24 protein-coding genes and 1 tRNA gene are annotated in these 21,842 nt (G+C 65.4%); 10 read left to right on the top strand and 15 right to left on the bottom strand.

The window, feature by feature from the left end; all coding sequences use genetic code 11:
• Positions 1-195 precede the first annotated feature (195 nt).
• Both F6X61_RS04465 and F6X61_RS04460 read left to right on the top strand, forming a co-directional pair.
• A complete protein-coding gene (locus tag F6X61_RS04465; protein WP_153785581.1) occupies positions 196-1,776 on the top strand; it encodes an ABC transporter permease in 1,581 nt (526 codons plus the stop codon).
• Positions 1,773-2,636: an ABC transporter ATP-binding protein gene (locus tag F6X61_RS04460; protein WP_153785580.1), complete on the top strand. Its 864-nt coding sequence runs from the start codon at positions 1,773-1,775 to the stop codon at positions 2,634-2,636. Before F6X61_RS04465 ends, F6X61_RS04460 begins: the two co-directional genes overlap by 4 nt.
• Positions 2,637-2,743: 107 nt before the next feature.
• Here the strand turns inward: F6X61_RS04460 and F6X61_RS04455 are convergent, their stop codons facing one another.
• The 8 genes from F6X61_RS04455 to F6X61_RS04420 form a co-directional block, all read right to left on the bottom strand.
• The gene (locus F6X61_RS04455) at positions 2,744-3,019 is read right to left on the bottom strand and encodes a gamma-butyrobetaine hydroxylase-like domain-containing protein (protein WP_153785579.1); all 276 of its coding nucleotides are present in this window, start codon (positions 3,017-3,019) and stop codon (positions 2,744-2,746) included.
• Positions 3,019-3,984, bottom strand: a complete 966-nt coding sequence (locus F6X61_RS04450; protein WP_153785578.1) for a HEAT repeat domain-containing protein — start codon at positions 3,982-3,984, stop codon at positions 3,019-3,021. The genes F6X61_RS04455 and F6X61_RS04450 overlap by 1 nt, the downstream gene beginning before the upstream one ends.
• Positions 3,981-4,832 (bottom strand): ABC transporter ATP-binding protein, encoded by an 852-nt coding sequence (locus tag F6X61_RS04445; RefSeq protein WP_153785577.1) that lies wholly within the window; start codon positions 4,830-4,832, stop codon positions 3,981-3,983. Before F6X61_RS04445 ends, F6X61_RS04450 begins: the two co-directional genes overlap by 4 nt.
• Positions 4,832-5,608, bottom strand: a complete 777-nt coding sequence (locus tag F6X61_RS04440) for an ABC transporter permease (RefSeq protein ID WP_153785576.1) — start codon at positions 5,606-5,608, stop codon at positions 4,832-4,834. Before F6X61_RS04440 ends, F6X61_RS04445 begins: the two co-directional genes overlap by 1 nt.
• Before the next feature lie 15 nt (positions 5,609-5,623).
• Complete coding sequence (locus F6X61_RS04435; protein WP_153785575.1) at positions 5,624-7,030, bottom strand: ABC transporter substrate-binding protein; 1,407 nt, start codon at positions 7,028-7,030, stop codon at positions 5,624-5,626.
• Positions 7,031-7,154: 124 nt separating this feature from the next.
• A complete protein-coding gene (locus F6X61_RS04430) occupies positions 7,155-7,400 on the bottom strand; it encodes a ferredoxin family protein (RefSeq protein WP_008096634.1) in 246 nt (81 codons plus the stop codon).
• 159 nt (positions 7,401-7,559) lie between these two features.
• The gene (locus F6X61_RS04425) at positions 7,560-9,284 is read right to left on the bottom strand and encodes a fumarate reductase/succinate dehydrogenase flavoprotein subunit (protein ID WP_153785574.1); all 1,725 of its coding nucleotides are present in this window, start codon (positions 9,282-9,284) and stop codon (positions 7,560-7,562) included.
• On the bottom strand, positions 9,281-10,030 hold the full coding sequence (locus F6X61_RS04420; protein ID WP_153785573.1) for a GntR family transcriptional regulator: 750 nt from the start codon (positions 10,028-10,030) through the stop codon (positions 9,281-9,283). The genes F6X61_RS04425 and F6X61_RS04420 overlap by 4 nt, the downstream gene beginning before the upstream one ends.
• 209 nt (positions 10,031-10,239) lie before the next feature.
• Between F6X61_RS04420 and F6X61_RS04415 the strand changes: the two genes are divergently transcribed.
• The 5 genes from F6X61_RS04415 (at position 10,240) to F6X61_RS04390 (ending at position 14,056) form a co-directional block, all read left to right on the top strand.
• Positions 10,240-10,316: transfer RNA gene (locus F6X61_RS04415), tRNA-Arg, on the top strand.
• A 216-nt stretch (positions 10,317-10,532) separates the two neighbouring features.
• Positions 10,533-12,263, top strand: coding sequence for a dipeptidase (locus F6X61_RS04410; RefSeq protein WP_153785572.1), 1,731 nt, complete (start codon positions 10,533-10,535; stop codon positions 12,261-12,263).
• A gap of 315 nt (positions 12,264-12,578) precedes the next feature.
• Positions 12,579-12,809, top strand: coding sequence for a hypothetical protein (locus F6X61_RS04400; RefSeq protein WP_256671288.1), 231 nt, complete (start codon positions 12,579-12,581; stop codon positions 12,807-12,809).
• A 21-nt stretch (positions 12,810-12,830) separates the two neighbouring features.
• Entirely contained in the window at positions 12,831-13,292 is a 462-nt protein-coding gene (locus F6X61_RS04395; RefSeq protein ID WP_153785571.1) for a DUF805 domain-containing protein, read from the top strand.
• A gap of 326 nt (positions 13,293-13,618) precedes the next feature.
• Positions 13,619-14,056 carry a CBS domain-containing protein gene (locus F6X61_RS04390; RefSeq protein ID WP_125462146.1) on the top strand — a complete coding sequence of 146 codons (438 nt, stop codon included), beginning with the start codon at positions 13,619-13,621 and terminating at the stop codon, positions 14,054-14,056.
• Positions 14,057-14,064: 8 nt separating this feature from the next.
• Here the strand turns inward: F6X61_RS04390 and F6X61_RS04385 are convergent, their stop codons facing one another.
• From F6X61_RS04385 to F6X61_RS04375, 3 genes are all read right to left on the bottom strand, one after another.
• On the bottom strand, positions 14,065-14,703 hold the full coding sequence (locus F6X61_RS04385) for an NADH:ubiquinone oxidoreductase subunit N (RefSeq protein ID WP_153785570.1): 639 nt from the start codon (positions 14,701-14,703) through the stop codon (positions 14,065-14,067).
• Positions 14,704-14,773: 70 nt separating this feature from the next.
• On the bottom strand, positions 14,774-15,016 hold the full coding sequence (locus F6X61_RS04380) for a DUF2789 domain-containing protein (protein WP_110995726.1): 243 nt from the start codon (positions 15,014-15,016) through the stop codon (positions 14,774-14,776).
• Positions 15,017-15,076: 60 nt separating this feature from the next.
• On the bottom strand, positions 15,077-15,535 hold the full coding sequence (locus F6X61_RS04375) for an aminoacyl-tRNA deacylase (protein WP_110995727.1): 459 nt from the start codon (positions 15,533-15,535) through the stop codon (positions 15,077-15,079).
• A gap of 96 nt (positions 15,536-15,631) precedes the next feature.
• Here F6X61_RS04375 and F6X61_RS04370 point away from each other — a divergent pair, with 96 nt between their 5' ends.
• Complete coding sequence (locus tag F6X61_RS04370) at positions 15,632-16,972, top strand: nodulation protein NfeD (protein ID WP_153785569.1); 1,341 nt, start codon at positions 15,632-15,634, stop codon at positions 16,970-16,972.
• A 2-nt stretch (positions 16,973-16,974) separates the two neighbouring features.
• Positions 16,975-17,733, top strand: a complete 759-nt coding sequence (locus tag F6X61_RS04365) for a slipin family protein (protein ID WP_153785568.1) — start codon at positions 16,975-16,977, stop codon at positions 17,731-17,733.
• 1 nt (position 17,734) lies between these two features.
• Here the strand turns inward: F6X61_RS04365 and F6X61_RS04360 are convergent, their stop codons facing one another.
• The 3 genes from F6X61_RS04360 to F6X61_RS04350 all read right to left on the bottom strand — a co-directional run bounded on the left by F6X61_RS04360 (position 17,735) and on the right by F6X61_RS04350 (position 21,049).
• A complete protein-coding gene (locus F6X61_RS04360; RefSeq protein WP_153785567.1) occupies positions 17,735-18,367 on the bottom strand; it encodes a LysE family transporter in 633 nt (210 codons plus the stop codon).
• A 184-nt stretch (positions 18,368-18,551) separates the two neighbouring features.
• Positions 18,552-19,139 carry a mechanosensitive ion channel family protein gene (locus F6X61_RS04355; RefSeq protein ID WP_153785566.1) on the bottom strand — a complete coding sequence of 196 codons (588 nt, stop codon included), beginning with the start codon at positions 19,137-19,139 and terminating at the stop codon, positions 18,552-18,554.
• Positions 19,139-21,049: an ATP-binding cassette domain-containing protein gene (locus F6X61_RS04350; protein ID WP_153785565.1), complete on the bottom strand. Its 1,911-nt coding sequence runs from the start codon at positions 21,047-21,049 to the stop codon at positions 19,139-19,141. The genes F6X61_RS04355 and F6X61_RS04350 overlap by 1 nt, the downstream gene beginning before the upstream one ends.
• Positions 21,050-21,099: 50 nt before the next feature.
• On the opposite strand from F6X61_RS04350, the gene F6X61_RS04345 reads away from it, so the two are divergent.
• Positions 21,100-21,579: a TIGR02444 family protein gene (locus tag F6X61_RS04345; protein WP_153785564.1), complete on the top strand. Its 480-nt coding sequence runs from the start codon at positions 21,100-21,102 to the stop codon at positions 21,577-21,579.
• Here F6X61_RS04345 and F6X61_RS27100 read toward each other — a convergent pair.
• A partial coding sequence (locus tag F6X61_RS27100; RefSeq protein WP_218575529.1) for a hypothetical protein occupies positions 21,555-21,842 on the bottom strand: 288 nt, incomplete at its 5' end. The genes F6X61_RS04345 and F6X61_RS27100 overlap by 25 nt on opposite strands.

Raw genomic sequence — 21,842 nt, 5'->3', positions numbered from 1 at the left:
TAACCAGAAGGCATAAATCAGCGGCCATGCGGGTCTTGGGGCGGCTTGCAGACAGCGCATGGAAAATATGAGGAAAACGCAACGGATCAGGGCTTCCCGATGCAGGGGGCGCATGCTCTTATCTCTTGAATGTTATTTGTGTGAATTTTTAATTCCATAAATGAATAAACAAGGAACGGTTTGGGAGATGGCCTGATGAGCGGAGTTTTGAGCAAGCCCGGATGGCTTCTGGGGCCACTGAACGGCCCTTTCGCCACGCACAGCCATGCCGCCCTGCCTTGGGTCGTGCCGTTGCTGTTGGCGGCGTTGTGGGGGGTGGCCAGCCACGAGCACTGGATGAGCGAGCAGATCCTGCCGGCGCCGTCGCTGGTCTGGCAGAGCGCCTTGGAGTTTGGCTCCGGGGAGTTGTGGAGCCATCTGTGGATAAGCTTGCAACGCCTGCTGTGGGGTTTGCTGGCGGGCATCGCCAGTGGCCTGCTGCTGGGCACCTGGCTGGGTGCTTCGCGGCGGGCGCAGACACTGGTGCTGCCGACCTTCGTGGCCCTGGCGCAAATCCCCACGCTGGCCTGGATCCCGCTGTTCATGCTGTTCTTCGGCATTGGCGAAGTGCTCAAGCTGGTGGTGCTGGTCAAGGCGGTGGTGGTACCGGTCACCCTGCACACCCTGGTCGGCGTGCGCGACGCACAACCCAAGCTGCGCGAAGCCGCCGCCACCTTGCGCCTGCCAGCGCACCTGTTGTTCCTGCGCCTGCTGCTGCCGGCTGCCCTGCCCGCCTTTCTCGCCGGCGTACGCCTGGCCCTGGCCACCGGCTGGACCTCGCTGCTGGCGGTCGAGCTGCTGGCCTCCAGTGAAGGCATCGGCTACCTGATGGTCTGGGGCCGCCAGCTGTTCATGCTCGACCTGGTGTTCCTCTGCATCCTGCTGATCGGCCTGGTCGGCGCGCTGATGGATCGGGGCTTCTCGCGCCTGGAGCGCAGCCTGCTGTACTGGCCGCAACCGGCCACCGGCGAGCAGCTGCGTGGCGGCATTACCAAGGGCTGGCAGAGCCTGCTGCTGCCAGCGGCGTTGTTGGCCCTGTGGCAGGCTGCCAACAGTTTCGGCTGGGTAGACGCCAACATCCTCGCCTCACCGCTGGATGTGCTGCGCAGCCTGTACGCCGGGCTGCAGGATGGCTCGCTGAGCGAAGCCTTGCTTCTTAGCCTGCAACGCACCCTGGTCGGGTTGCTGCTCGGTGGCGGCGCGGGCTTTGCCCTGGGGCTGCTGCTGGGCTTGTCGCAATACAGCGAGCGCCTGCTCGGCCCGAGCCTGTCGGCGCTGCGCCAGGTGGCGCTGTTTGCCTGGGTCCCGTTGCTTACCGCCTGGTTCGGCCTGGGGGAAGGCGCCAAGCTGGTGTTCGTCGCCCTCGCGGCGTTCTTCCCGCTGCTGATCGCCACCCAGCGCGGCATCGCCAGCCTGTCGCCGCAGCTGGGCGAGGCGGCCCAGGCGCTGCGCCTGGGCTTGGTACAACGCCTGCGCCTGCTGGTGCTGCCGGGCGCTGCGCCGGCGATCTTCGCCGGCCTGCGGCTGTCGCTGATCTACGCCTGGCTGGGCACCATCGGCGCCGAATACTTCATGCCCTCGGACGGCGGCATCGCCAGCCTGATGATCGGTGCCCAGCAATTGTTCCGCATGGACCAGGTGATGGCCGCCATGGTCCTGATCGGCCTGGTCGGCGCCCTGCTCGGCCACCTTGGCCAACGCCTCGAATCGCGCGCCACGCGCTGGAGATCCGCATGAACGCCTTCATCACCCCGGCCCTGCACGCGGCCAACCAAGCTGATGCCACACCGCCGCTGGTCAGCTTCGAAAAAGTCGGCAAGACCTTCAGCGTGGACGGCCAGCCGTTCGAAGCCATTCGCGACTTCGACCTGTCGATCGAGCAAGGCGAATTCATCGCCATCGTCGGCTCGTCGGGCTGCGGCAAGTCCACCCTGCTGCGCCTGCTGGTGGGCCTGGACAACGACTACAGCGGCCAGATCCGCGTCGATGGCAAGCCCGTCAGTGGTATCGGCGGCGAGCGCGGCATCGTGTTCCAGGAGCACCGGCTGTTCCCCTGGCTGACGGTGGAGCAGAACATCGCCCTTGGGTTGGTCAACGACAAGCTCACCCAGGGCGAGCGCGCCCGTCGGGTGCATGAGTTCGTGCAACTGGTGGGGCTGGTCGGTTTCGAATCGGCCTACCCGCACCAGCTCTCCGGTGGCATGGCCCAGCGCGTGGCGATCGCCCGGGGGCTGGTGGCCAGCCCGCGCATCCTGCTGCTCGACGAACCGTTCGGCGCCCTGGATGCACTGACCCGCCAGCAGTTGCAGGACGAGTTGCTGGCGATACGTGAGCGTTCGGGGGTGACCATTCTGCTGGTGACCCACGATGCCGAAGAGGCGACCTACCTGGCCGACCGGGTGGTGGTGCTGGAACCGCGGCCGGGGCGGATCAAGGCGGTGGTGGAGATTGGGCTGCCGCATCCGCGCCAACGCACCGGGGTGGCGCTGCATGGCTTGCGCGAGAAGGTGCTGCACCAGATAACCGGGGATGGCGGGTATCTGCGGCCGGTGGTGCAAAGGGTGGAAGGGTTGCGGCCGGAGTTGATTGCCCTTTAAGCCTGTTCCGGCCCTATCGCGGGGCAAGCCCGCTCCCACGACAGGCCCATGGAAGCCGGCTTGCCCCGCGACAGGCCCGTGGGAGCGGGCTTGCCCCGCGATTGATTTCAGCCCAGCTCACGAAGATAGGCCCAAGGATAAATCCCCCGCTCATGCCCATCGCTGAACACCAGCTGCACCCCATACCCCTGGGCCTCGATCCGCGCCACCCGCACATCCTCGCCCACCAGCGAAATCGCGCCCTTCAGCCGCGCCGCCCGGCACTGTGAGCAGGGGCAGGCACCGCGCAGCCGGGCGTGGCTGATCACCTGCTCAACCTCGCCCCACTGCAGCAGCAATTCACCGCGTTCGCGGCGGTTGCGCAAGGCGCTGGGCACGTCCATCACGCCGCCCCCTGCAACTGCGCCAAGGCGATGCGCACCGCCTTGCGCACTTCCGGATCGCTGTCGGCCTCGGCCGCCTGCAACGCCGGCAAGGCCCGGGCTTCACCCAGCTCCCCCAGCGCCAGCGCCGCCTCCTTGCGCAGGTTGGCGATGCCATGGCCAAGCAACTGCGCCAGCCCATCCAGCGCGGCCCCATGGCGCAGCCGGCCCAAGGCCCGCGCCGCGCGCAAGCGGACCTGCCAGTAGCTGTCGGCCAGCGCCGCGATCAAGGCCTGGCCCGCTTCAGCCTGGCCGACCTTCCCCAGAGTGGTCGCCGCCTCTTCACGCACCTGCCAGGCCTCATCGGCCAAGGCACCGATCAGCGCCGGCAGCACACGGGCATTCCGGGCCAGGCCCAACGCGCCAATGGCGGCGCGCCGCACCTCGGTATCCGGCTCTTCGGCCGCCAGTTGCGCCAGCGCGGGCAAGGCCGGCGCATGCTTGAGCCAGCCCAGGATGCCCACCGCTTCACGGCGCACGCTGGCATCCACATCCGCCAACGCCTTCAACGCAGGCACAGCGGCGTCCTCCAGGCGCAGTTCGCGCAGGGCGCGCAGCGCGCTGGCCCGCACGAAGGCATCGGCATGGGTGGCCCAGGGCAGGATCAGCTGCCCGGCCTCCTGGGTCTTGAGCTCGCTCAGGCTTTGGGCGGCCGCCAGGCGCACCGGCTCGGCGGGGTCGGCCAATGCGGCGCACAGGCCCTGCACCACTTCCGGCGCCTCCCAGGCTTCGAGCAAGCGCGCGGCTTCGGCGCGCACGTCGGCGTCGGCATCGACCAGCAGCGCATCGGTGAGCCAGGGCAGGCCGTCCGGGGCTTCCAGGTCGGCCAGTTCGATCAGGGCGATGCGTCGCACGCCGGCATCGAGGTCGTTCAGGCGTGGCAGCAGGTCGATGATGTCGGGGTTGTCGGTGATTCGTTCGGTCATAGCGCAATCCGCAGCGGAGGATGGTCGGTGTCGGGTAGGCCCAACGGTGTCAGGCGCGGCAGTTCGCGGCCTTCTTCATGGCGCAGCAGCGCCAGGCAATGGCGTTTGAGGTGGGTGAATTCGGGGCTGGTCAGCAGGCTCGCTCGCCGCGGGCGGGCGAAGTCCAGCCGCTGGTCTTCGATAAAGCGCCCAGGCCGGGGGCTCATCACCAGGATGCGGTCGGCAAGGAACAGCGCCTCGTCGATGTCATGGGTGACGAACACCACCGTGGTGCGGATGCGCGCCCAGATATCCAGCAGCAGTTCCTGCATGCGCGCACGGGTCTGTGCGTCGAGGGCGCCAAAGGGTTCGTCCATCAGCAGCAGGCGCGGGCGGTTGATCAGCACCCGGGCGATCTCGGCGCGCTGCTGCATGCCGCCGGACAACTGGCTGGGCCAGCGTTGGGCGAAGTCAGCCAGGCCGACCAGTTGCAGCATCTCGGCGGCCTGATGCTGGCGCTCGGCCTTGCCCTGCCCCTGCATCTTCAAGCCGAAGGCCACGTTGTCGAGCACGCTGCGCCACGGCAGCAGGGTGTGATGCTGGAACACCATGCCCCGTTGCGGCGAAGGGCCCTCGACCGCTTGCCCGTCCACCCGCAATTGGCCGGCGGCCGGCGTCAGGTGCCCGGCCAAGGCGCCGAGCAACGTGGACTTGCCGCAGCCGGACGGCCCGAGGATGCACACGAACTCGCCCGGGGCGATGGCAAAGTCCAGCGCCTGCACCGCTTCGAACGCGTCACGCCCATGGCCCAGGCGAATCGACAACCCCTGCGCTTCGATACGCCCAGGCACTTGTTGATGGCTGCTCATCAAGCGCTCCTCCGTATCCAGGGCGTGGCCAGCGCACCCAGGCGTTTGACCAGCGCGCTGCTGCCCATGCCCAGCACGCCGATCAGCAGCATGCCGACGATGATGTCGGGGTAGTTCTGCAAGGTGTAGGACTCCCAGGTGTAGTAACCGATACCGAACTGCCCGGCGATCATCTCGGCGGTCACCAGGCAGAACCACGAGGTGCCCATGCCGATGGCAAGCCCCGTGACGATGCTCGGCAGCGCGCCCGGCAGCACCACTTCGCGCAGGATCGCCCAGCGCCCGGCGCCCAGGCTGCGCGCCGAGGCCACCAGGCGCGGGTCGATCGCCTCGACGCCGTGCACGGTGTTGAGCAGGATCGGGAACACTGCGCCGGTGAAGGTGATGAACACCATGGACAGCTCCGATGAGGGGAACATCAGGATCGCCAGCGGGATCCAGGCCACCGCCGGGATCGGCCGCAGCACTTCCAGCGGCGGCATCAGCGTGTCCTCAAGCCACTTCGAGCGGCCGATCAACAGGCCCAGGCTCACTCCCAGCAGCGCCGCCACGCCGTAGCCGGCGAACACCCGCGCCAGGCTGCTGCCCAGGTGCGCCAGCAGGGCGTTGGAGGCCAGCAGTTGCCAGGCGGCGTCGAGCACCGCGCCGGGTGTAGGCACGTAGGTGAAGGTGAACAGCAGCAGGTCCAGCTTGTGGCGCGCGGCCAGTTGCCAGAACAGCAGGCAGGCCAGCAGCGAAGCCAGGCGCAGGGGCCAGCGCGCAAGGTCACGGGTCATGGCGGCGGCTCCCGGTCAGCGCTGGGCCAGTAGCTTTTGGTTGGCCTGGACGAAGTCCAGCGCCTCGCCGCCATGGGCCTTGGCGTACTGCTCGGCCTGGTCCTTGAGCAGGAAGGCCGCCAGTTGGCCCTGGCCGTTGCGCACGAACCAGGCCTGGTTGGCCAGCAGCTTGATGCCGCTGTCGGCGGCCTGGGCGTAGATCGCGCGGATGTCCTTGCCCTCCTGCTCCAGCTGGGCCAGGGCGGCGAGCGCGGCCTCCGGGGAGGCGTAGTGGCGTACCTTGGCCTCGCCGCGCACCCAGATCTGCGCCAGGCGGCTGAAGTCGGTGATGGCTTTGCCGGTGGCGGCATCAACGGCCTTGAGGGGCAACGGGTCGTAGTTTTTCAGCGCCTTGTCGTAGTCCTGCCCGGCCTGCTTGTAAGCGCTGCGGATGTACTGGTCGTCGATGAACTGCGCGGTGTCCAGGCCACGGTCGGTCTTCTTCAACAGCTTGAGGGTGTCGAAGGAGGTGGCCACGGCCTGGCGGTACTCAGGCTTCCAGGTGAGGTCGCGGGTCTGCAGGCCGAGCGGGCCGTGGAACAGGTAGTTCACCTCGGCCTCGATACCGGTGACCTTTTCGATAAGCTCGCTGTACTTCTCGGGCTCGGCGGCGAGCAGGCGGTCGGCTTCGAGGCTGGCACGCAGGTAGGCGGTGACCACTTCCGGGTACTTTTTCGCGTAGTCGGCGTCCACCAGCGCGCCATGGAAGGTCGGCGCGTTGGCCTGGGCACCGTCGTAGATCTTGCGGGCGAAGCCGCGGTTGGGGAACAGCTCGGCGAAGGGCACGAAGTCGGCGTGGGCCTCGATGCGGTTGCTGCGCAGGGCGGAGCCGGCGATCTCCGGGGCCTGGGCAATGATCTTCACGTCCTTCTGCGGGTCCCAGCCTTGGGCGGCGACGGCGCGCAGCAGCATGCCGTGGGCGGTGGAGGCGAACGGCACGGAGATGGTCTTGCCCTTGAGTTCGGCCAGCGACTGCACGCTGGAGGCGGCCGGCACCACGATGCCGTTGCCGCTGCCGTGCACGCTGCCGGACAGCACGCTGATGAACAGGCTGCGCTTGCCGGCGTCGAGGTGGGCGACGCCATTGAACGAGCCGGGGAAGTCGGCCATGGCGCCGAAGTCGAGCTTGCCGGCGACCATCTCGTTGGTCAGCGGCGCGCCGCTGGTGAAGTTCTTCCACTCGACCTGGTACTGGGCGTCCTTGTACTTGCCGTCATGGGGCAGGTATTTGTCGAGCAGGCCCAGCTCGCGGATCAACAGGCCGCCGGTGGCGCAGTTGATGGTGGTGTCCTGGGTGCCGATGGCGATACGGATGGTTTCGGCGCTGGCGTTCAGGCCGGTGATTGCCAGCGCAAGGCCGGCCACGGTTGCTACAAGGCGCATGGGTATTCCCCTCGAATCGTTCTAGGTATTGGAGTCGTCTCCGCCGCCCGGCATGGGTGGTGGGAAACGAGGGGCATTGCAGGTGGGCGTCCGGTGGTTCGGCCGGATGGCGGTTGGTTCGGGTTCAGCGCAGCAGGTACGGGATATCGACCTTCACCGCGCCGGTGGGGCAGTCTTTTTCGCAGGGCATGCAGTACCAGCATTCGTCGAAGGCCATGTAGGCCTTCTGCGTGGCCGGGTTGATGGCCAAAAGGTCCATGGGGCAGACCTCGACGCAGACCGTGCAGCCTTTTTCGGCGATGCACTTGTCTTCGTCGATGGTCACCGGGGCGCTGCTGCGAAAGAAGATTTCCTGGGGTTGGTAGGCCATTTTCACGGGGTCCTTGGGGCCTTCTTGGGCGCCCTTTATCTAGAAACTTGCACATGTCCCTGTGGGAGCGGGTTTACCCGCGAACACCGGCGAAGCCGGTGCCATGCACCGCGTCGCCTGTTTCGCGGGTAAACCCGCTCCCACAGGGTTCGGTGTCGCCTAGGCGGCATCGGCCTTTACACGCAGCCGGTCGTACGCGGTCTGTTCCTCGGCATCCAGCGGGATCAGGTACGGCTCCACCGCTTTCTTGAAGCTGGTCATCTCACCGTCCTCGCCCTTCTTCAGATGGCAATGCACGAACCACTCGCCATCGTTGCGCTCGGGGTAATCGACCCGGTGGTGGTACAGCCCCCAGCGGCTCTCCTTGCGGAACAAGGACGCGCGCGCAGCCATCTCGGCGCAGTCGCGGATTACCGAAACTTCCATGGCACGCATCAGCTCATGGGGGTTGTTGGCCTTCATCTGCTCAAGATCGCGTTCGATCTCAGCGACGCGCGCCAGGCCGATTTCCATCTTCTTGGTCACCTTGGGCGGCTGCAGGTAGTCGTTGACCATGCGTCGCAGCTTGTACTCGACCTGGGCCGGCGGCAGGCCATGCTCACGCTGCAAGGGTGCGAACACCCGCGCCTGTTCGCGTTCGACCTGCTGCGTATCGACCTCGGCGAATTCACGCCCGGCCACGTACTGCGCGGCATTCACTCCGGCGAACCAGCCATAGGTGAAAGCGCCGAGCATGTAGTTGTGCGGTACCGCAGCCATGTCGCCGGCGGCGTACAGGCCCTTGACGCTGGTTTCGGCCTTCTCGTTGACCCACACCCCCGAGGCCGAATGCCCGGAGCAGAAGCCGATCTCGGAGATGTGCATCTCGACCATGTGCTGGCGGTAGTCGGTGCCGCGCCCGGCGTGGAACTGGCCTCGACTCGGCCGCTCGTTGCTGTGCAGGATTTCCTCGATGTTCTGGATGGTCTCCTCGGCCAGATGGTCGAGCTTGAGAAACACCGGGCCGTTGCCGCCTTCGAGCTCCTGGTGGAACTCCCACATCATCTGCCCGCTCCAGTAGTCGCACTCGATGAAGCGCTCGCCCTTGCTGTTGGCGGTGTAGCCGCCCAGGGGGCCGGTGACGTAGGCGCAGGCCGGGCCGTTGTAGTCCTTGATCAGCGGGTTGATCTGGAAGCACTCCAGGTTCGCCAGCTCCGCCCCGGCGTGGTAGGCCATGGCATAGCCGTCACCGGCATTGGTGGGGTTCTCGTAGGTGCCCATCAGGTAGCCCGACGACGGCAAGCCCAAGCGCCCGGCGGCGCCGCAGGCGAGCACAACCGCCTTGGCGCGGATCACCCGGAACTCACCGCTGCGGCAGTCGAAACCGAGCACCCCGGCTGCGGCACCTACCTCATCGAGCAGCACGCGGGTGCACACCATGCGGTTGCTGATTTCCACCCGGGCGCGCTTGAGCTGGCGGTACAGCACCTTCTTGATGTCGTGGCCCTCGGGCATGGGCAGCACATAAGCGCCCATGTGGTGAACCTTCTTCACCGCGTAGTCGCCGGTTTCGTCCTTCTCGAACTTCACGCCCCAGCGGTCGAGCTGCTCGATGGTCTCGAAGCTCTTGGTGGCATAGGCATGCACCGCTGCCTGGTTGACGATGCCGTCATTGGCGACGGTGATTTCCTTGGTGTACTGCTCGGGCGTGGCATGCCCGGGAATAATGGCGTTGTTCAGGCCGTCCATGCCCATGCTGATGGCGCCGCTGCGCTTGACGTTGGCCTTATCCAGCAACAGCACGCGCAAGGTCTTGTCCTGCTCCTTGGCCTTGATCGCGGCCATGGGCCCGGCGGTGCCGCCACCGATGACGACGATGTCGTAGTCCTGGGTCTGGATGGTCATGCCTTGCCCCCCTTCTGGCGGTCGATACGCAGGCGGTACTGGAACGCATCGCCACGGTAATAGAGGTGTTCGAAGTCCAGCGGGGCGCCGTCGGCGGTGTGGGTGAGGCGCTCGATGCGCATGATCGGCGAGCCCTCTTCCACCTCCAGCGCCTGGGTCAGGTCGCTGTCGGCGAGCACCGCGTCAATGGCCAGGTCGGCATGACCGAGGGCGAGGCCGCAGTCGTTCTCCAGCAACAGGAAGATGTCGCGGGTGACCAGGTCGGCCTTCTCCAGCTTCTCGCCGACGTTGTGCGGCAGCCAGGTGATTTCCAGCGACACCGGCTCGCGGTTGATCAGGCGCACCCGACGGATCTCGGTGACCAGGCTGCCCTCCTCGACCTGCAGCCGTTGCGCCACCAGCGCACTGGCCGGTACATGGCGGAAACTGCGCAGGCGGTTGAGCACTTCATAGCCCATCTGCGTCATCGACTCGGCCAGGCCCTGCAGGGTGCTGACGTTCTGGAACGCCTTGGGCTTGGCGACGAAGGTGCCTTTGCCATGGATCTTGAAGATCAGCCCTTCTTTCTGCAGGTCGCCCAGGGCCTGGCGCACGGTGATGCGGCTGACGTCGAAGACCTTGCCCAGCTCGCTTTCCGAAGGCATGCGGCTGTGCGGTGGGTAGCTGCCGTCGAGGATGCGTTCGCGCAGCAATTCCTTGAGCTGGGTGTAGAGCGGTACGGGAGAAAGCGGGAGCAGTTCGGCCATGGTCTTCTCTGTCGGCTGACTTGTTATAACAAGTTGTAACCAGAAGATAGCGGGCATAACAGCGCCGTGAGAAATACCAAGATTGCATATGGATAGATCAGGTTCCCTGCGTGGGAGCGGGCTTGTCCCGCGATCGGGCGCCCTGGAAAAACACCCTCATATCAAGGCGATGGACGCCACCTGCGCAGATGGGTATCATTCGGCCCGTTGCACTCGTAGCTCAGCTGGATAGAGTACTGCCCTCCGAAGGCAGGGGTCGTGGGTTCGAATCCCGCCGAGTGCGCCATGAATTTCACGCTGTCAGCGGCACCCCTGCATTACTGACAGCGCGCAAAGAAGCCCCGCCCGGTTCACACCGGCGGGGCTTTTTTTGTGCCTGCCGATTTGCGACTGAGTGCACATTGCCACCTCTCCCCCGCAGGCAGTCTTTGGTGTTAGCGTGGGCATCTTCCGTTTGCGTAAACGGGCACCCTCCAACACTTGCAAAGGAATGCGCACAACCATGCCATTTACCAAGCTATCCGCCGCGTCGCTGCTGTTGGCCAGCGTGGCCATGTTCTCGATCCCGGCCCAGGCCAACCTGTCCCAGCAACAGTCCGCCGCCATCATCAAGGCCTACGACGGCAGCGACCCGGCCGACTTCAAGCAATTCCTCGGCAAGCTGGCCGGCAGTGACCTGGCCAAGGCCGACAAGCTCGACGAAACCCTCAAGCAGTACCTGGCCGGCAAGCCGCTGGCCGCCGAACAACAGGACGAGATCAACCGCCTGCTCGGCCTGTACACCCGCATCAAGTACGGCAAGGCCGCCACCGAAACCCTGCGCGAGCTGGTGGAGATCCCCACCTACCGCAAAGAGGGCGTGGCGCAGCACGAGAACCCCGAGTTCCTCAAGATCGCCGACAAGATCAAGGCCCTGGCCGAGGGCTTCGGCCTGACCTTCCGCAACATCGACAACCGTGTCTACGAGATCTCCCTCGGCGAAGGCAAGGAAGTCATCGGCATCCACGCCCACGCCGACGTGGTACCGGTCACCCCGGCCAACTGGAAGCTGGCCGACGGCACCAAGCTCGACCCGTTCAAGGTCACCCTGGTGGGCGACCGCATGTACGGCCGTGGCACCGAGGATGACAAGAACGGCATCGTCGTCGCGCTCTATGCGCTGAAAGTGGCCAAGGACGAGAAGCTGCCGCTGGCCCGCCAGTTCAAGCTGCTGGTGGACACCACCGAGGAAACCACCGGCGACGCCATCCCCTACTACTTCGAACGCAATGCCACGCCCGACTACAACCTGGCACTGGACGGCGGCTACCCGGTGGTGATCGCCGAGAAAGGCTACGGCACGGTCATGGCCACCTTCGCCAAGCGTGCCGGTAGCGGCAAGGGCGCCGAGGTGGTGAACCTGACCGGTGGCCTGGCCACCAACCAGATCCCCGGCAACTCGGTGGCGACCCTGCTCAGCGACAAGCCGGCCGACCTGGCCAAGGCCCTGAACAAGGCCGGTGCTGCTTTCGTCAAACACAACGGTGGCAACTTCAGCATCGACGCCAAGGTCGACGGCAAGCAGGTGCTGCTGACCGTGACCGGCGTGTCGGCGCACTCCTCCGAGCCCGAGTCGGGGGTCAACCCGGTGGCGCGCATGCTGGTGTTCCTCAATGGCCTGGGCAAAGAGGTGCCGCTCAAGCACAACCACATCACCGACGCCGCCCGCTACGCCGCCGACAACTGGGGCCTGGACTACCTGGGCAACAAGCTCGGCGTGGGCTTCAGGGACGCGTTCATGGGCCCGCTGACCACCTCGCTGACTTTCGTCGGCCTGGATGACAAGGCGCTGAAGCTGGCGGTGAACCTGCGTATCCCCAAAGGCAAGACGCTGGACACGCTCAAGGGCGAGATCTCCGGCAAGCTCGACAGCTGGACGGCCAAGAGCAAGACCGCTGTGGCGTTCGACTACAGCCTGGACGAGCCGATGTACCGCAACCCGCAGGGCGAATGGGTCAAGGCCCTGCTTGCGGTGGCCAGCGAGAACCTGGGCATGAAGCACGAGTTCGGCACCTCCGCCGGCGCCACCTCGGTACATGACCTGCCCAACGGCGTGCAGTTCGGCCTGGCCATGCCGGACGTGAAGTACACCGGGCACAACGACAACGAGTTCAAGACCGTGGAGCAGTTCATGCTCGATTTGCAGATCGTCAGCGAGATGGTGGCGCGGATCGGGCAGATGCCGAAGCTCTGAGCCTCGGGGTTAAAACCGGAAGGCGCCTGCAGGCGCCTTTTTTCGTTGCTACGGGGTGGATCGCGAATTTTCTGACGCCACTATTTCGCCACTCATGAAATATATAGTAACCTCTGCGCCGGCCACCCGGACGGGTGACACGGTATGCGAACAGGGATGCGTTCGGCGAACGCCACAAAGGGATTTGCGATGGCAATGGTTATTGCCGCGGCTGTGCCATGCAGCTGCACAAGACGGCACCTGCCTGCCCCCCAATGCGTTGCTCCACAGCACGCAACATCCTCCACGAAACCTGCCCGCAGCGAATCGCCGTGGATGGGTAGCGTTTCCCTGATGCTTGGCATTCTGTGTTTCATGACCCTGTTCGATGATTTCGACCGGGAGGGCGAAACCCTCCTGGGCCCAGGCCTGCTCGCAAGCGCAAGCCTGGTCCTCGGTGTCGTCAGCATCAACCAGAACAAACCCGGCAACGGCCTGGCAATCGCCGGCGTTGTCATGGCAGGCATCTCGCTGCTGCGCCTGGTCGGCCTGAAATCCGCAAGCTAATCCAAATGTGAGGGAAAACAAATGAGCATGGTGTTCTGCCGTGGCTGCGCCAAACAGATCCATCAATCGGCCGCGAGCTGCCCAGGCTGCGGCGCATCCCAGGCCGCCACTGCCACCAACGGTGGCTTCGCGGGTAGCGTCGGAGTGAGCAACGGCATTCCCTACCTCGAAGTCCTGAAGAAGTACGCAGTGTTCAAAGGCCGTGCACGCCGCAAGGAATACTGGTTGTTCGTGCTGATCAACTTCCTGATCACGATCGCCTTCGGCTACCTCGATAACGTCCTCGGCACCAACCCGCTGCTGAGCCTGGTGTACGCCCTGGTGCTGATGCTGCCGAGCATTGCCGTGGCAGTGCGCCGCCTGCACGACAGCGATCACCGCGGCTGGTGGCTGCTGGTGCCGATCGTTGGCCTGGTATTCCTGTTCTTTGACGGCACCCCTGGCAACAACCGCTTCGGCCCGAGCCCCAAAGGCCTGGTCTGAGTGCAGACTGCGCAGGAATGCTAAGGCGGCCTATGGGCTAATGCCGGTCAGATAACGTTTCATCGCTACTAATGGGGCTGCTTTGCAGCCCTTCGCGGGTAAACCCGCTCCCACAGGTTTCGCGTAATCCTGTGGGAGCGGGTTTACCCGCGAAGGGCCGCAAAGCGGCCCCAATTGCATTAGCCTTCTGGCCGCCTTTTTTCATGGGCCTGCAACCATGACGTTTTTCAATCGTCTCGATGCCGTTTCCTGCATTGCCGTGCAGAGCGCCGTGCCGGATGCTTTATTTACTCCGACACAGCGCTTTTTCACCCACCGAGGCTCGCATGAAAAACGTCGAACAAATCCTCAAGACCAAGGCCCAGCATCAGACCGTCTACACCATTGGCCCTGATGACTCGGTACTGGATGCCTTGAAAATGCTGGCGGAGAAAAACGTCGGCGCACTGCCGGTGGTGGAGGACAACCGGGTGGTGGGGATCGTCAGCGAACGCGACTATGCCCGCAAGCTGGTGCTCAAAGGGCGCTCTTCAGCCGCCACGCCCGTGCGCGAAATCATGAGCGCGCCGGTGGTCACTGTAGGGCCGAAGGAAAAACTCGATCACTGCATGCAACTGATGACCGATCGCCACCTGCGCCACCTGCCGGTAGTGGATGGCAGCGCGCTGTTGGGGCTGCTGTCGATCGGTGACCTGGTGAAGGAAACCATCGCCGAGCAGGCCAACCTGATCCAGCAACTGGAGCAGTACATCCGCGGCGAATGACCCCCTCTCTAGTGATAGGCGCGCTCCAGCTCGTCCAGCTGATGGTCGAAGCTGCGCAGGCGCGCCGACCAGGTGTAAACCAGCACTTCCAGATCGCGATTGAGCACGGCGGTATTGCCGCCATCACGTATCGGCGCGTCGCACAGGTCCAGCTGATAGCGCTCGCGGGCCATGGCCGTGGCTACGCTGGACAGGTCGCGGGCATTGGCCAGCCAGTGATGCTGGTGATCGTGAATTTCCCGGTCGAGCTCACGGCACTGCAATTTGAGGGCGTCGAGGCTCTGCTCCAGCGGCGTGCCCTTGAGCTCGCCCATGACCTCTTCGAAGGTCCGCCCGGAATGCCAGTAGCTGCCCCAGAAGTAACGGTCGAACACGGTTTCGACCCGGCGCAGGGCGACCTTGGTGTTCCAGATGGTCAGCAACGTTCGGCCCTGGGCGACTTCCCGTTTGTTCAGGTGCAGGTGTTCCCAGGCGATCCATGCCAGCCCGCACAAGGCAACCGCCGCGGTGACGGCAGCAGCGGCATACAGGAACTGCACGGCCTGGTTCATCTGCTGGGTGTGCCGGATACCGTAGAAGTAACCGGCGGTCAGGGTGCCCAGGATCGTCACGGTGCACCAGAAACCCGGTGCGTAGGGATCTTTCATCGCGCCATCCCCTTGTTGTTTTCCTGAGCATAGCAACGGCCCCGTCACCCATCAGGTGCCGCTCGGCGCTTTATTTACGGGGGCGACGCAAGGCTTCATTGAGTTGGTCGAACAGCTCCGCCCAATCGGCATCCTCATTGATGCTGTCCCTCAGAAAGCCTCGCTGGGCATCGTTCCAGAAGGGTGCGTCGACCAGCTTCACATCACCCTTGAGGGGCGAGTGGCTGGTGATGAACTGGTCGATACCGACAGGGTCGTCGGGCAGGCCAAGTTGCTTGAACAGTTCGGAAAACTTGTGGATCGGCGCTTCCATGGTTCACTCCTCGGGCCGGGCCGATCGTCCACGACGCCAGCCCGGCGTTGGTTGCGAGCATCAGCTCAGTTCGCGCACTTCGGCGTGCGGCACCAGTTTCAAGTATTGCTCCATGCTCATGTGAATCAGGTGATCGTGGTCACCCGCCTCAAGGTAGACATCGCCTTGGCGGGTAAGGCTCGAATCGAGCAGCATTTTCATGCCATAGGCATCGCCCAGTGCCGGCACGGCGCCACGTTCGCAATCACCGAACAACATCGGTAGCGCACTTTCACGGGTCAGCTGCCAGGCGCCGGTCATCCGCACCTCGGTCATGTCCAGGTGCCGGTTGGCCGGCAGCACGGCCATGATGTAGTTGCCATGGCGGTCATCGAGCATCACCGACTTGGCGACCCGTTCGGCAGGTACGCCTGCCGTGCGGGCTGACTCAAGGCTGGTGGCCGAATGTGGATGGGGAACAATGTCGTAGTCGCAGTTGGCCTGGTCCAGGCGCTGCTGAAGGGTCTTGGCCATACGCATGATGCACCTCCGGTTTCGCCCCCACCTTGAAGTTTAGGCCGCAGGCAAGCGGCCACAGCTAAACTTCAATCACAGGCCCCCATGAGGTGACGACAGGTGATCGCTCACGGCTGGCGCGTGCTGCTGTTGCTGCTGATGCTCGGCTTTGCCCCGGGCGGGCACGCCGCGCCCGGGGGCAGCGTGTGGCTGCTGAGCATCGACGACGCCATCGGCCCGGCCAGCGCCGACTATCTGCTGCGCGGGCTTGAACAGGCACAGGCGCAGGGAGCGCAATTGCTGGTAATCCGCCTCGACACCCCCGGTGGGCTCGACAGCGCCATGCGCCAGATCATCAAGGCCATCCTTGCCAGCCCCGTGCCGGTGGCCACCTACGTGGCCCCCAGCGGCGCCCGGGCGGCCAGCGCCGGCACCTACATCCTGTACGCCAGCCATATCGCAGCCATGGCCCCCGGCACCAACCTGGGCGCCGCCACGCCGGTGCATATCGGCATGCCTGGCAAACCCGAGAAGGCCGCCGACAACAACGAAGACACCCTCGCCCGCAAGCAGGTCAACGACGCCGCGGCCTACATCCGTGGCCTGGCCCAACTGCGTGGGCGCAATGCCGACTGGGCGGAAAAGGCCGTGCGCGAGGCGGTCAGCCTGTCGGCCAGCGAGGCCCTGCGCCTAAAAGTGATCGACCAGGTGGCCAGCGACCTGCCGGAGCTGCTGCGCCAGCTCGATGGCCAGAGCCTGGTTGCCGCCGGCCAGACCGTACAGCTGAAAACCGTCGGCGCCAGTGTGGTCGAGCACCTGCCGGACTGGCGCACGCGCCTGCTGGCCGTGATCACCAACCCCAGCGTGGCGCTGATCCTGATCATGATCGGGGTGTACGGCCTGCTGTTCGAATTCATCAACCCCGGCACCGGGGTCGGCGGGGTGGTCGGCGGCATCTGCCTGCTGCTGGCGCTGTATGCGCTGCAGCTGCTGCCGGTGAGCCATGCCGGCGTGGCGCTGATCCTGCTCGGGCTGGCGTTCATGGTCGCCGAGGCGTTCCTGCCCAGCTTCGGCGTGGTCGGTTTCGGCGGCATCGTCGCGTTCGTTGCCGGCGCCGTCATCCTGATGGACACCGACGCCCCCGGCTTCGGCATTCCGCTGGCGCTGATCGCCAGCCTGGCCGTGCTCTCGGCATTGTTGCTCGGTGGCGTGCTGGGCATGGCGATCAAGGCACGCCGCAGGGCCCTGGTCAGTGGTGACGCCGGGCTGGTGGGCAGCCTGGTCACAGTGACCTTGGTGCAGTCGGACAACCCGTTCCGCGGCTCGGTACAGGCCCAGGGCGAACAATGGCAGGCGCGGTGCGCCACACCGCTTTCACCCGGCCAGCATGTGCGGGTGACCGCACGCAACGGCCTGACGCTGGAAGTCAGCGCCACCGCGCCAACGGCGCCAGGAGAGTGACGATGTTCATGCAATTCGGTTTCGGCACACTGCTCGTGCTGGTGGCGCTACTGCTGCTGTCGGCGCTGCGCATCCTGCGCGAATACGAGCGCGGCGTGGTGTTCCAGCTGGGGCGCTTCTGGCAGGTCAAAGGCCCGGGGCTGATCATCCTGATTCCGGGGATCCAGCAGATGGTGCGGGTCGACCTGCGCACGGTGGTGCTCGACGTGCCGCCGCAGGACGTGATCACCCGCGACAACGTCTCGGTCAAGGTCAACGCGGTGCTGTACTTCCGTGTGCTCGACCCACAGAAGGCGATCATCCAGGTCGAGGACTTCCTCGCGGCCACCAGCCAGCTGGCCCAGACCACTCTGCGTGCGGTGCTTGGCAAGCACGAGCTGGACGAACTGCTGGCCGAGCGCGAGCAGCTCAACGGCGATATCCGCGAAGTGCTCGACGCGCAGACCGATGCCTGGGGCATCAAGGTGGCCAACGTCGAGATCAAGCATGTCGACCTGAACGAATCGATGATCCGCGCCATCGCCCGCCAGGCAGAAGCCGAACGCGAGCGGCGGGCCAAGGTGATCCACGCGGAGGGTGAGCTGCAGGCCTCGGAGAAGCTGATGCAGGCGGCGCAGATGCTGGGCAAGGAGCCTGGGGCGATGCAGCTGCGTTACATGCAGACGCTGGGCACCATCGCCGGGGACAAAAGCTCGACCATCGTCTTCCCGTTGCCGATCGACCTGCTCAAGGGGCTGGTCGACCGGCCACCGCAAAAATGACTCAGATCGGTGCGCGGCGCAGGGTGGCGAGGAAGGTCGCGGCGCCGATGAACAAGCCGGCGAAGGTACGGTTCATACGCTTTTGCTGCTTAGGCGTACGCAGCAGGCGCAGAACCCGCGAAGCCAGCCCGGTGTAGCCGGCCATCACCAGCAGGTCGACACTGATCATGGTCACGGTGATCGCCAGGTACTGCGGCAGCAGCGCTGCATGGGGGTCGATGAACTGCGGCAGCACCGCGAGCATGAACACCAGTGCCTTGGGGTTGCTGACGTTGACCAGGAAACCGCGGAACACCAGGCTCAGCGGCTTGCCGATCGGCCGCACGCCGGACTCGTCGCTCATGTCCATCGGCAGTGCGCGCCATTGTTTGTAGGCGAGGAAAACCAGGTAGGCGACGCCGAACCATTTGATGAGCTGGAAGGCCGTGGCCGAGGCGGCGAGGACGGCGCCGACACCGGCGGCAATGATGGCGATCTGCAGGATCAGGCCCAGTTGCAGGCCCAGGGCGTTCCAGTAGCCACGCCAGAAACCGTACTGCAGGCCACTGGACATCGAGGCAATGGCCCCGGCACCCGGCGACAGGCTGATGACCCAGCACGCGGCAAAGAAGGCCAACCAGGTTTCCATCGACATCACACACCTCGCTCGAACGTTTGTTGCAAAACGTTAAGCTACGGTTTTGGCGAAAAAATAACCAGTGGTTTTTGCGGTGTCTGTGCGGGCCTCTTCGCGGGTAAACCCGCTCCCACAGGATATGCGCTGTACCTGTGGGAGCGGGTTTACCCGCGAAGGCGGCCGAACAGGCATCAACAATGCCTCAGTCAGCTTCGATGACAGAATCCTTGGCCACGGTCGCAACCTCAGCCCCCCGCCAACGCCGCACGGCCTTCTGAAAGAACTGGCTGTTCGGCACCTGCACCAGCGCACCACCCGCCTCAGGAGTTTCCATCAGCGTGGTGTACAGCAGGTTGATGGCGATCACCCGGCCCTTCACCCCTGGCTTGTCGGTGGTGTCGACCAGCTCGACCACATCGCCGATGCGAAATGGCCCGACAGTGAAGATCAGCACCGCGCACAGCAGGTTGGACAGCACGCTCCAGATGGCGAAGAAGGCCACCGCCGCCACCGCGACAAAGCCCGACAAGGCCGTCCACAGCACCGTGGCGGACACGCCCATGCGCTCCAGCACGAACAGCAGGCCGCTGCCCATGATCAGCCAGCGCAGGGCGCCGCGCACCGGTACCATCAGCTCGTGCGGCAAGGGATAGCGTTCGCCCAGGCTCTTCAACCCACGGGCGACCATGCGCTGCAGGACGAACGCAACGATCAGGATCAGCAGGATCTGCAACCCCAGCCAGAACGTGTCCATCCATTGCCCTGGCAGCAAGGAACGCAGCTCCTCCATCAGGACAGCGCCTCGAGCTCGGACTGCATGCTTTCCAGGGTTTCCAGCGCCTCCATCCAGGCCTCTTCCAGCTCGCCTTCGCGTTGCTTGAGCTTGGTCTGGCGGGCCAGCAGGTCGCGCAGCTCGTCCTTGCGTGCGGCCTCGTAGAGCCCGCTGTCGCCCAGCGCCGCCTCGATTTCCGCCAGCTGTGCATGCACCTGGTTGAGCTCGGCTTCGAGCTTGTCGGCGGCCTTCTTGTGCGGCGCCAACTGCTGACGCAGGGCGGCAGCGGCCTGGCGCTGAGCCTTCTTGTCGGTCTTGTCCGGGTTGACCGGCGCAGTACTGACGGGCGCGTTGCGCTGGCGGTACTCGACCAGCCAGCGGCTGTAGTCGTCGAGATCGCCGTCGAAGGTGTCGACCTTGCCGTCGGCCACCAGCAGGAAGTCGTCGGTGGTGCTCTTGAGCAGGTGACGGTCGTGGGAGACCACCACCACGGCACCTTCGAACTCCTGCAGGGCCATGGTCAGGGCCAGGCGCATCTCGAGATCGAGGTGGTTGGTGGGTTCGTCGAGCAGCAGCAGGTTGGGCCGTTCCCAGGCAATCAGCGCCAGGGCCAGGCGGGCCTTCTCGCCGCCGGAGAAATTGACCACCGGCTCGTCGACGCGGTTGCCGTGGAAGTCGAAACCACCGAGGAAGTCGCGCAGCGTCTGCTCACGTTCAGCGGGAGCGATGCGTTGCAGGTGCAGCAGCGGGCTGGCCTTGTCGTCCAACGAGTCGAGCTGGTGCTGGGCGAAGTAGCCGACGGCGAGGTTCTCGCCGCGCACCAGGCGACCGGCCAACGGCTGCAGCTCACCGGCCAGGTTCTTGATCAGCGTCGACTTGCCCGCGCCGTTGGGCCCGAGCAGGCCGATGCGCGCGCCTGGCACCAGCTGTAACTTGACCTTCTCGAGGATGGCCTTGTCGCCATAGCCCAGGCGGGCTTCGGACAGGTCGAGCAACGGGCTGGAGATTTTCTCCGACTCGCGGAAGACGAAGTCGAACGGCGAATCGACATGCGCCGCCGTCAGCTCTTCCATGCGCTCCAGGGCTTTTATCCGGCTCTGCGCCTGACGTGCCTTGGTGGCCTGGGCCTTGAAGCGGGCAATGTACTTTTCCATGTGCGCGCGCTGCGCCTGCTGCTTCTCGTAGGCCTGCTGCTGCTGCGCCAGGCGTTCGGCGCGGGTGCGCTCGAAGGCGCTGTAGCCGCCCTTGTAGAGATTGAGCTTGCGCTGCTCGACGTGCAGCACATGGTCGACCACGGCGTCGAGGAAGTCGCGGTCGTGGGAGATCAGCAGCAGCGTGCCCGGGTAGCCTTTGAGCCAGTCTTCCAGCCACAGGATGGCATCGAGGTCGAGGTGGTTGGTCGGTTCGTCGAGCAGCAGCAGGTCGGACGGGCACATCAGTGCCTGGGCCAGGTTCAGGCGCATCCGCCAGCCACCGGAGAAGTCACCGACGCGGCGGTCCATCTGCTCGTTGGTGAAACCAAGGCCGGCCAGCAGCTTGCGCGCACGGGCGTCGGCGGTGTAGCCGTCGGCGCTGTCCAGCTCACTGTGCAGGCGTGCCAGCGCGGTACCGTCGTGCGCCTGTTCGGCAGCCGCCAGCTCGGCCTGGACCTTGCGCAGGCGCACGTCGCCATCGAGCACATAGTCCACGGCGATGCGCTCGAGGGTATCGACTTCCTGGCGCATGTGGGCGATGCGCCAGTCGCCCGGCAGCAGGCAGTCGCCGCCATCGGGCGACAGCTCACCGCGCAGCAAGGCGAACAGGCTGGATTTACCGGCGCCGTTGGCGCCGATCAGGCCGGCCTTGTGACCGGTGTGCAGGGTCATCTCGGCGCCTTCTAGCAGGCGCTGCGGACCACGCTGTAAAGTGAGGTTGGATAGTCTGATCATGATGGTCGCGGAGTCTACCAGCTTCGCTGACCACTGGCGCGAGTGAAACCATGCACACCGACCTGTGGAAACATGCCCTGGCGCTGTATGCGCGGCCGGGCGTCGAAGCGGCCTGCCTGACCCTGCAGGAGTTGGGCGGCGATGTTTGCCTGCTGCTCTGCGGCACCTGGCTGCAGGCCCGGGCCGTGGCCGTTGACGAAACACGCATCCAGGCGCTGCAGGCCGTCGCAGCCCCCTGGCAGCGGGACGTGGTCATGCCGCTGCGAACACTGCGCCGGCAATGGCGCGAACACGCACTGGCCGACCCGCAATTGGCCGTGCTGCGCGAACAAGTGAAGGCGCTGGAGTTACAGGCTGAACGCACGCTGCTGGAGCGTTTGGCGTTGGTGGCGCAGGCCTGGCCTGCCGTAGCAGGTGACAGCGAAGGATGGTTGGCCCGGCTTGCACCGGCCCAGGCCCGCGACCACGACGCGCTGCAACAGCTGCGCGTCGCGGCCCGGGAGCTTCAGGAGGCCGTGGACGGCGACTGAGCCGGGGTGCTGGCGGGTGCTGCTGGTGTAGCCGGGCTGGCCGCTGCGGCAGGTGCTGCGTTGCCGGCAGGCGCTGCTGGCTTGCTGGCGACAGGTTTGGCAGCAGCGGGCTTGGCCGGGGCTTTGGCGGCAGCGGGCTTGGCGGCAGGTTTGGCTGGCGCCTTGGCAACGGCAGGCTTGGCTGCGGCAGGTTTCGCGGCCGGCTTGGCTGCGGCAGCTTTGGCCGGGGCTTTGGCGGCAGCAGGTTTCGCGGCCGGCTTGGC

The organism is Pseudomonas sp. EMN2 (assembly GCF_009650555.1).
GTDB classification, from domain to species: Bacteria; Pseudomonadota; Gammaproteobacteria; order Pseudomonadales; family Pseudomonadaceae; genus Aquipseudomonas; species Aquipseudomonas sichuanensis.
This window is presented reverse-complemented; position numbering and strand designations above follow the sequence as displayed.

What these genes read in the sequence shown, in the direction of transcription:
- F6X61_RS04380 (WP_110995726.1), bottom strand. Translation starts at nt 15,016, where the DNA reads ATGGAAGCGCCGATCCACAAGTTTTCCGAACTGTTCAAGCAACTTGGC.
- F6X61_RS04460 (WP_153785580.1), top strand. Translation starts at nt 1,773, where the DNA reads ATGAACGCCTTCATCACCCCGGCCCTGCACGCGGCCAACCAAGCTGAT.
- F6X61_RS04385 (WP_153785570.1), bottom strand. Translation starts at nt 14,703, where the DNA reads ATGAAAGATCCCTACGCACCGGGTTTCTGGTGCACCGTGACGATCCTG.
- F6X61_RS04430 (WP_008096634.1), bottom strand. Translation starts at nt 7,400, where the DNA reads ATGGCCTACCAACCCCAGGAAATCTTCTTTCGCAGCAGCGCCCCGGTG.
- F6X61_RS04455 (WP_153785579.1), bottom strand. Translation starts at nt 3,019, where the DNA reads ATGGACGTGCCCAGCGCCTTGCGCAACCGCCGCGAACGCGGTGAATTG.
- F6X61_RS04365 (WP_153785568.1), top strand. Translation starts at nt 16,975, where the DNA reads ATGTTCATGCAATTCGGTTTCGGCACACTGCTCGTGCTGGTGGCGCTA.
- F6X61_RS04410 (WP_153785572.1), top strand. Translation starts at nt 10,533, where the DNA reads ATGCCATTTACCAAGCTATCCGCCGCGTCGCTGCTGTTGGCCAGCGTG.
- F6X61_RS04345 (WP_153785564.1), top strand. Translation starts at nt 21,100, where the DNA reads ATGCACACCGACCTGTGGAAACATGCCCTGGCGCTGTATGCGCGGCCG.
- F6X61_RS04400 (WP_256671288.1), top strand. Translation starts at nt 12,579, where the DNA reads ATGGGTAGCGTTTCCCTGATGCTTGGCATTCTGTGTTTCATGACCCTG.
- F6X61_RS04420 (WP_153785573.1), bottom strand. Translation starts at nt 10,030, where the DNA reads ATGGCCGAACTGCTCCCGCTTTCTCCCGTACCGCTCTACACCCAGCTC.
- F6X61_RS04355 (WP_153785566.1), bottom strand. Translation starts at nt 19,139, where the DNA reads ATGGAGGAGCTGCGTTCCTTGCTGCCAGGGCAATGGATGGACACGTTC.
- F6X61_RS04440 (WP_153785576.1), bottom strand. Translation starts at nt 5,608, where the DNA reads ATGACCCGTGACCTTGCGCGCTGGCCCCTGCGCCTGGCTTCGCTGCTG.
- F6X61_RS04425 (WP_153785574.1), bottom strand. Translation starts at nt 9,284, where the DNA reads ATGACCATCCAGACCCAGGACTACGACATCGTCGTCATCGGTGGCGGC.
- F6X61_RS04435 (WP_153785575.1), bottom strand. Translation starts at nt 7,030, where the DNA reads ATGCGCCTTGTAGCAACCGTGGCCGGCCTTGCGCTGGCAATCACCGGC.
- F6X61_RS04360 (WP_153785567.1), bottom strand. Translation starts at nt 18,367, where the DNA reads ATGTCGATGGAAACCTGGTTGGCCTTCTTTGCCGCGTGCTGGGTCATC.
- F6X61_RS04390 (WP_125462146.1), top strand. Translation starts at nt 13,619, where the DNA reads ATGAAAAACGTCGAACAAATCCTCAAGACCAAGGCCCAGCATCAGACC.
- F6X61_RS04395 (WP_153785571.1), top strand. Translation starts at nt 12,831, where the DNA reads ATGAGCATGGTGTTCTGCCGTGGCTGCGCCAAACAGATCCATCAATCG.
- F6X61_RS04445 (WP_153785577.1), bottom strand. Translation starts at nt 4,832, where the DNA reads ATGAGCAGCCATCAACAAGTGCCTGGGCGTATCGAAGCGCAGGGGTTG.
- F6X61_RS04450 (WP_153785578.1), bottom strand. Translation starts at nt 3,984, where the DNA reads ATGACCGAACGAATCACCGACAACCCCGACATCATCGACCTGCTGCCA.
- F6X61_RS04375 (WP_110995727.1), bottom strand. Translation starts at nt 15,535, where the DNA reads ATGCGTATGGCCAAGACCCTTCAGCAGCGCCTGGACCAGGCCAACTGC.
- F6X61_RS04350 (WP_153785565.1), bottom strand. Translation starts at nt 21,049, where the DNA reads ATGATCAGACTATCCAACCTCACTTTACAGCGTGGTCCGCAGCGCCTG.
- F6X61_RS04465 (WP_153785581.1), top strand. Translation starts at nt 196, where the DNA reads ATGAGCGGAGTTTTGAGCAAGCCCGGATGGCTTCTGGGGCCACTGAAC.